We start from the raw sequence: 7,272 nt of genomic DNA on the forward strand, positions 1-7,272 counted from the left end.
GGTCAGCTCCTCACCGGTCAGCTCGTCGCGGACCCGCGCGCCGTCGCCGGCCAACGACAGCGCGCGGCAGCGGGTGAGGACGCGGGCTCCGTGCGCGGCGGCGGTACGGGCCGTCGCGGTCACCAGGCGGGCGTCGTCGCAGACCTGGCCGTCCCAGGACAGCAGACCGCCGCGCAGGCCGTACGTCCGCAGCCCGGGGGCCAGGCGCAGCGTCTCGACGCCCGACAGCCGCCGGGCGCGGGGCAGCACGTCCCGGCCGGTGCCGGCGACCCGCCGGAGCGCGTCTCCGGCGGCCAGGCCGGCGCGGGCCAGCGCCGCCTGCGAGGGCGAGACGAGAGGGGTGAGCGGCAGCACGAACGGCAGCGCCCGCACCAGGTGCGGTGCGGTGCGCCCCATGAGCACGCCGCGTTCCACCGCGCTCTCGTAGGCGATGCCGAGCTGCCCGGAGGCGAGGTAGCGCAGCCCCCCGTGGATCAGCTTGGAACTCCACCGCGAGGTGCCGAAGGCGAGGTCGTGGGCGTCGATCGCGGCGACCGACAGGCCCCGGGCGGCCGCGTCCAGTGCGGCGCCGGCACCGGTCGCGCCGAGCCCGACGATCAGCACGTCGACGCGATCGTCGGCCAGCTCGGCGAGCTCGCGCGCCCTGCGCGCGCGGTTCAGTGAGGCGCTGGGCGCTCCTCGGCCGTCGATGCCGGTCACGGCGACAGCGTCCTCTCCAGGAGATGGCGGAGCTCCTCGTCGAAGGCGGCCGTGCTGAGATTCGGGTCCGAGTCGGTGGTCATGGTGCGCACCGACAGCGCGAACGCCTGGACGACGAGCAGCACGGTGCGCGCCTGGCGGGCCGGGTGGCCGGGGTGGATCGTCCCGTCCTCGTGGCCCGCGCGCAGGGTGGCCTCGAAGAACTCCAGAAATGCCTCCTGGCTGGCACCGCACCGATCGAGCATGTACGGGAGCAGCAGCTCGGGATCGACATCGATGATCTTGCGCAGCAGCGGGTGCTCGCGAAACGCCCGTGCGCCGGCGACGAGGCTCTCGACCATGGCCTCGCGGGCCGGCCTGCCGTCACCCGGGGGCGCCACTGACATGGCGAGGGCCACCCACTCCCGCGTCATGAGATCGCCCACCAGGGTACGCACATCCGGCCAGCGCCGGTAGAGGGTCATGCGCGACACCCCGGCCCGGCGGGCGACGTCGGTCAGGGTGGTCCGGCGCACGCCCACCGCCAGCACGCTGTCGCGCGCGGCGTCGAGCACGGCGTCATGGTCGATTCGCTTGTGACGATTGGACGTCATGTGTCACAGTGTAATACGGGATGTGGCACAGTGTGATGCACGTCCAGATCGGCCGGACGGCGACGAAGGGGTGTCCAGGTGGACATGCTGTGGAGCGGCTGGGGAGATCCCGCGAGGGCCGCGCCGCTGCCGGACTCGGTAGTGGGACTGCTGCGTGAGCTGCTCGGGGTGCGGCCGCCCGAGGCTCCGCCCGTGGCGCTCGAGTCGATCGAGGTGCCGCCGTCGCGGCTGCCGGGCGAGGCGGGCGAGGCGCTCGCCGCCGTGGTCGGCGCCGGCAATCTGCGGTCCGACGCGGAGACCAGGATCCGCCATGCCGGTGGCCGGTCGACCCCCGATCTGCTCCGCATCAGGGCCGGTGAGGTCGCCGGCGCGCCCGACGCCGTCGTGCTGCCGGGTGACCACGACGAGGTCCTCGCCGTACTCGAGGCGTGCGCCGAGCATCTGATCACAGTGGTCCCGTTCGGCGGCGGGACCTCCGTCGTGGGCGGGCTCGCACCGTCCCGAGAAGACGCCACCGCACCGGGCGCCGCCCGCCCGCGCATCGCACTGGACCTGCGCCGTCTCGACCGGCTGGTCGCGGTCGACCTCGTCTCGCGCACCGCGACCCTGCAGTCCGGGATGCGCGCGCCCCGGGCGGAGGAACTGCTGCGCGAGCACGGCCTGACCCTCGGTCACTACCCCCAGTCGTACGAGTGGGCCACGGTGGGCGGGTTCGCCGCGGCCCGGTCCAGCGGCCAGGCCTCGGCCGGGTACGGCAGGTTCGACGACATGGTCGTCGCGCTGACGGTGGCGACCCCGGAGGGCACCCTCGAGCTCGGCCGGGCGCCGAAGTCGGCGGCGGGGCCCGACCTGCGCCAGCTGGTCCTCGGCTCGGAGGGCGCGTTCGGCGTCATCACCTCGGTGACGGTTCGGGTGCGCCCGGCCCCCGAGACCGCCGCCTACGAGGGCTGGCGGTTCACCGACTTCGCGGCGGGCACCGCCGCCCTGCGCGCTCTGGCGCAGGACGGCCCACTGCCCACCGTCCTCAGGCTGTCCGACGAGACCGAGACGATGGTCGGGCTCGCCGGCGCCCACGAGACCGGCGGATCCGGCGGCACGGGCGGTTCCGGCGGGGCCCTGGCGAACGGCGGCTGCCTGGCGATCGTCGGTTTCGAGGGGACCGCCGGCGACGTCGACGCCCGGCGGGCCGGCGCCGGCGACGCGCTGCGCGCCCTGGGCGGCGAGCCGCTCGGTCCCGGGCCGGGGGAGAGCTGGGTGCGGGGCCGTTTCGCCGCCCCCTACCTGCGGGACGCGCTCCTCGACGCCGGCGCCTTCGCCGAGACCCTGGAGACCGCCGCGTTCTGGTCCGGCGTCCCGGCACTGCATGCGGCCGTCCGCGAGGCGCTCACCGACGCGCTGTCCTCGGTGCCGCCGGCCGATCCGGTGCGGCCGCTGGTGATGTGCCACATCTCACACGTCTATCCGGCGGGTGCCTCCCTGTACTTCACCGTGGTGTCGGCTCGGGGCCCTGACGCCGTCGCGCACTGGGCGCGGGCCAAGAGCGCCGTCAATGACGCGATCATCGGCGCCGGCGGCACGATCAGCCACCACCACGGCGTCGGCACCGACCACCGGCACTGGTACGGCCGGGAGATCGGGCCGCTCGGCGTCGAGGTGCTGCGGGCCGTCAAGGACCGGCTCGACCCGGCCGGGATCCTCAATCCGGGGGTCCTGGTGCCGGGCGGTCCGCCGGCCGAGGGCCGGTGACGACGTGCGCTCCTTCACCGCCGTCGTCAATCCCGCCGCGGGAGGCTCCGGGGCGGCCGGGGGCGCCGCGGCGATGATCCCCCTCGCCCGGCTGCTCCGGGAGGCCGGAGCCCAGGTGGTGGTCGAGCACAGCCGGAGCCTCGAGCACGCGCGGACCCTCGCCCTCGACGCCGCCGGGCGCGGCGACGTCGTGCTCGGCGTGGGCGGCGACGGCATGATCGGCAGCGTCGGCGGCGCGCTAGCCAGCACCGGCGCCGTCTTCGGCATCGTGCCCGCCGGGCGGGGCAACGATTTCGCCCGCCAGCTCGGCGTGCCCACCGACCCGGTCGAACTGGCCGGCCTCCTGCTGGACGCCGAACCACGCCCCGTCGACGTGATCACGGCCGACGGCGCGGTGGTGCTGGGCAGCGTCTACGCCGGCGTCGACGCGGTGGCCGGCCGCAACGCCAACGAGAGCAGGCTGCTGCGCGGATCGGCGGCCTACTACGTCGGGGCGCTGCGAGCGGTCGCGAGCTGGCGGCCGGCCGCCTACCGCGTGACCGTCGACGGTGAGCTCCACGAGCGGCGCGGCTACACCGTGGTGGCGGCCAACTCCGGCTTCTACGGGTTCGGGCGGCACATCGCCCCGGACGCTCGCGTGGACGACGGGCTGCTCGACGTGGTCGTCATCCGGCACGTGCCCAAGCCCCTGTTCTTCGCCGTGATGCGCGAACTGGCGGACGGCTCGCACGTGCGGCGCCCGCAGGTGGAGGTGCTGCGCGGCCGCGAGGTGCGGATCGAGGCCGATCGCGACCTGCCCTACGGTGCCGACGGCGAGCTGCCCGGCATGCTGCCCGTGACGGTCGGCGTCGTGCCGGCGGCCCTCCACGTGCTTCGCCCCTGAACGCGCCGACCCCCCACCCGTTACGGTGAACCGGTGCGAACCCTCCTGAACGTCCTCTGGCTCGTGCTCGCCGGCTTCTGGATGGCACTCGGCTACGTCCTGGCCGGGATCATCTGCTGCCTGCTCATCATCACCATTCCGTTCGGCATCGCGTCCTTCCGCATCGCCGCCTACGCGCTCTGGCCGTTCGGCAAGACGGTCGTGCGGCGCCCCGACGCGGGCGCGGCCTCGGCGATCGGCAATGTGATCTGGCTCATCTTCGCCGGCTGGTGGCTCGCCCTCGGGCATCTGTTCTCGGGCATCGCGCTGTGCCTCACCATCCTCGGCATCCCTTTCGGCATCGCCAGCTTCAAGCTGATCCCGGTGTCGCTGCTGCCGCTGGGCAGAGAGATCGTCGACACGGGCGATCCGAGGGCGTTCGGCATGGGCCACGGCGGCCGGCCCGCGCACTGAGCACGCACGGCCGGTAGATCCCTGTCATACGATCGGTGACCTCATGGCGTCGTAGTTCGCCGTTTCTGGACAAGCCGCCTCTGACCAGGCCACTATGGCGCCATGTCAGGCGCGACCCCGCTGCCCCGAGTCGGGGAGGTCTTCTTCGACGCAAGGGGCGAGGACCGTGCGCTGCGGCTCAGTTGGCACCCTGAGCCCGGGGTCATGGTGTTCAGCTTCTGGAACCGTGGCGTGTGCACGAGTACCTTCCGGCTTCCCGCCGCCGAGGTCCCCGCGCTCCTCGAGACGCTGGCCCAGGGCGTTCCGGCACCCGAGCCGAGAGGCCGCCGCCACGCGGGCCCGTCACCGGTGCCGTCCACCGCGGCCGACGACCGGCCGGCCCCGCCGCCGGTCGAAGCGCCCGAGGGGCACCCCGCGCCCACGGGCCCCTTCGCCCCGCCCGCCGGGTGGCCGCCGCAACCTCCCTTCCCGGCGACCGGCGAGTACCAGGCACCCCCCCAGCGTTAGCGGCCGCCGGCCCGGCCGCGTCGTCGGCTGCCGCGCACCCGCCGCATCACCGGCGCGTCACCCGCCTCGTTTCGACGTCACTCGTCTCGTACCGGCCAGTGCCGGACATCATCGCGACGTCGGGCCCTCGCTGAGCAAAGGTGTGGTTGACGGATATGTCTACTCCCCGCGATCGTGGTGCACCGCTCTGTTCCCGCTCCCCCGGAGGTGCCAGTGCAGGCCCCAGAATCGCCGTCGTCGCGCCGAACCGCGCAGGGTGCGGGATGGGGATGCCGAGAGCCCGGCACCTTCGTCGAGCTGATGCCGGGGACGCCGCCGCGATTCACCTGGCTGCGCCCCTCGGTGCTGTGGGCTTCCCGCAACGATGTGATCGCCAAGTGGTTCGGCGATCCGTCCGACGACGTGCGGCGCCGGTGGGTGGCGGCTCTGCGAGAGGGCGACGCGGATCCGCTGCGCGTCGTGGACAGGTCGGAGCCGGAGTTCTCGTTCCTCGTGGTGGGCGACACCGGCGAGGGCGACAAGTCGCAGTACGCCGTCGTGCCCGGTCTGCTCAACATCGGCGCAGGCACCGACTTCATGGTCATCAGCAGTGACGTCATCTACCCGACCGGCAGTGTGAACGACTACCCCGACAAGTTCTTCCGGCCCTACCAGGGATATCCGGCGCCGATCTACGCGATCCCCGGCAACCACGACTGGTACGACGGGCTCGGCGGCTTCATGCGGGTGTTCTTCGGCCTGGCCGACCAGCCTGAGCCGAGCCCGTGGCGCGGTCCGTTCGGCCGGCTGGCCCGGCTGCTGTGGCGCCGGCCGGACCGGCCCGACCTCGCCGCGCTGGACGAGGCCCGCAAGATGCGTTCGGCGCCCGGGCAACAGGCCGATCAGCCGGCTCCGTACTGGGCGCTCGACTTCCCGGCGCTGCGGGTGGTCGGCATCGACACAGGGATCGTCGGGGGCATCGACCGGGAACAGGCGGAATGGCTGCGCGGCGTCTCGGCGGGGCCGAAGCCGAAGCTGCTCATCACGGGCAAGCCGATCTACGTCGACGGCAGGCACAGCCCAGGGCCGATCGAGGGCGGCGGCACCGTGGACGAGATCGTCCGCGATCCGGCCAATCACTATGTCGCGGCCATCGGCGGCGACATCCATAACTACCAGCGCTATCCGGTACAAGTGGACGATCGGGTGATCCAGTACCTCGTGTCGGGCGGTGGCGGTGCCTTCATGCACGCCACCCACACCATTCCGCGGCAGACCCTCGTCGACGAGGGCGCGTTCAAGTGCTATCCGCTGCGCGGTGACAGCCTTTCGTTCTACAGCAGGCTGTACGGCCGGCGGCTGCGCCTTCGGCGGTTGTTCGAACTGTCGCCGGAGGAGGCGTCGGCGGCCATTGCCCGGCGGCTGGACATGGAACCGACCCGGCAGGACCGGGAGCCGGTGCGGCCGTCGCTGCGGGCGCGCGCGGTGGCCGTCATGCTCGGCGTTCCGCGGCGGCACCGCACCCGCCGGCTGCGGTTTCCCGTGCGCAAGGTCTTCCAGCGGTTCCGCTCGGAGGCGGCCGACTGGGACACTCCTCCGTTCTTCAAGAGCTTCCTGCGCCTCGACGTCGCCGGGGACCGACTTCGCATCCGCTGTTTCGCGGCCACTGGTTGCCGCGAGCACGAACTCGAGCCGCCGCTCGAGGACGACATCAGCATTTCTCTGGCCGCGACAGCGAGTTAATCGGATTTTCACCCCTATAACCAGATAAAACTAGGCTAATTCGCTGCGTGGCCACACAAGGCTGCCGTACAGTACGGGCGGTCACGGGGTCGATGAAACACAAGCGGGAGAGAAAGATATGAACCAACCGCACCAGAGCGGCCAGGAGTACGGCGCACAGCAGCAGTCGTACTCGCCGCAGCACCAGTCGCAGGCGCCCGCGCAGGGGTACGGGCACGCACCGGCGGCGGCCGCCTCGGGTCTGCAGATGAAGCGACGCAACCCGGTCGCCGTGTGGCTGGGGCTGCCGATCATCACACTCGGCATCTACGGCATCGTGTGGTACGTCAAGGTCCACCTCGAGCTGGAGAAGTTCGACCCGCGTCACAAGGTCGGCACCACGAGTGCGATCATGTCGATCTTCTTCGGCTGGATCACGCTCGGCATCTGGAACCTGGTGGTCTGGGTCAAGCTCGCCGGGCACATCGCCAACGCGCAGCGCGCGGCGGGGCTCAGCCCGAGTTGCAACGGCGGCATCGGCTTCCTGCTAGGGATCTTCGGCTTCGGCTCGCTCTACTACCAGATCGAGCTGAACAAGGTCATCAACCGGTACGGCGACACCCCTGAGGGCACCCAGGTTCCCCTCGCCGCCTGACACGCACGATCTCTCCGCGGGCCACCGCGGGCGCG

At 72.4% G+C, this 7,272-nt stretch carries 8 protein-coding genes; 6 read left to right on the forward strand and 2 right to left on the reverse strand.

Translation table 11 applies throughout. The features are described from left to right. Both HKK72_RS33325 and HKK72_RS33330 read right to left on the reverse strand, forming a co-directional pair. Positions 1-699: FAD-dependent oxidoreductase (locus HKK72_RS33325; RefSeq protein ID WP_315987576.1), on the reverse strand; the 699-nt coding region annotated here is incomplete at its 3' end. Beyond that, positions 696-1,292, reverse strand: coding sequence for a TetR/AcrR family transcriptional regulator (locus HKK72_RS33330; protein WP_187238401.1), 597 nt, complete (start codon positions 1,290-1,292; stop codon positions 696-698). The genes HKK72_RS33325 and HKK72_RS33330, both read right to left, overlap by 4 nt. 84 nt (positions 1,293-1,376) lie before the next feature. Here HKK72_RS33330 and HKK72_RS33335 point away from each other — a divergent pair, with 84 nt between their 5' ends. From HKK72_RS33335 to HKK72_RS33360, 6 genes are all read left to right on the forward strand, one after another. Next, positions 1,377-3,038, forward strand: a complete 1,662-nt coding sequence (locus tag HKK72_RS33335; protein ID WP_187238407.1) for an FAD-binding oxidoreductase — start codon at positions 1,377-1,379, stop codon at positions 3,036-3,038. Positions 3,039-3,042: 4 nt separating this feature from the next. Next, positions 3,043-3,921 (forward strand): diacylglycerol/lipid kinase family protein, encoded by an 879-nt coding sequence (locus HKK72_RS42530; protein WP_187238402.1) that lies wholly within the window; start codon positions 3,043-3,045, stop codon positions 3,919-3,921. Between the two features lie 33 nt (positions 3,922-3,954). Continuing rightward, complete coding sequence (locus HKK72_RS33345; RefSeq protein ID WP_187238403.1) at positions 3,955-4,374, forward strand: YccF domain-containing protein; 420 nt, start codon at positions 3,955-3,957, stop codon at positions 4,372-4,374. A gap of 102 nt (positions 4,375-4,476) precedes the next feature. Further along, the gene (locus HKK72_RS33350; protein WP_187238404.1) at positions 4,477-4,881 is read left to right on the forward strand and encodes a hypothetical protein; all 405 of its coding nucleotides are present in this window, start codon (positions 4,477-4,479) and stop codon (positions 4,879-4,881) included. Between the two features lie 213 nt (positions 4,882-5,094). Further along, the gene (locus HKK72_RS33355; protein ID WP_315987577.1) at positions 5,095-6,603 is read left to right on the forward strand and encodes a metallophosphoesterase family protein; all 1,509 of its coding nucleotides are present in this window, start codon (positions 5,095-5,097) and stop codon (positions 6,601-6,603) included. Positions 6,604-6,721: 118 nt separating this feature from the next. Further along, positions 6,722-7,237, forward strand: a complete 516-nt coding sequence (locus HKK72_RS33360; protein WP_187238405.1) for a DUF4234 domain-containing protein — start codon at positions 6,722-6,724, stop codon at positions 7,235-7,237. Positions 7,238-7,272: the final 35 nt, after the last annotated feature.

It is taken from the genome of Actinomadura sp. HBU206391 (assembly GCF_014323665.1).
Classification (GTDB): Bacteria; Actinomycetota; Actinomycetes; order Streptosporangiales; family Streptosporangiaceae; genus Actinomadura_C.

What these genes read in the sequence shown, in the direction of transcription:
- HKK72_RS33330 (WP_187238401.1), bottom strand. Translation starts at nt 1,292, where the DNA reads ATGACGTCCAATCGTCACAAGCGAATCGACCATGACGCCGTGCTCGAC.
- HKK72_RS33335 (WP_187238407.1), top strand. Translation starts at nt 1,377, where the DNA reads ATGCTGTGGAGCGGCTGGGGAGATCCCGCGAGGGCCGCGCCGCTGCCG.
- HKK72_RS33350 (WP_187238404.1), top strand. Translation starts at nt 4,477, where the DNA reads ATGTCAGGCGCGACCCCGCTGCCCCGAGTCGGGGAGGTCTTCTTCGAC.
- HKK72_RS33360 (WP_187238405.1), top strand. Translation starts at nt 6,722, where the DNA reads ATGAACCAACCGCACCAGAGCGGCCAGGAGTACGGCGCACAGCAGCAG.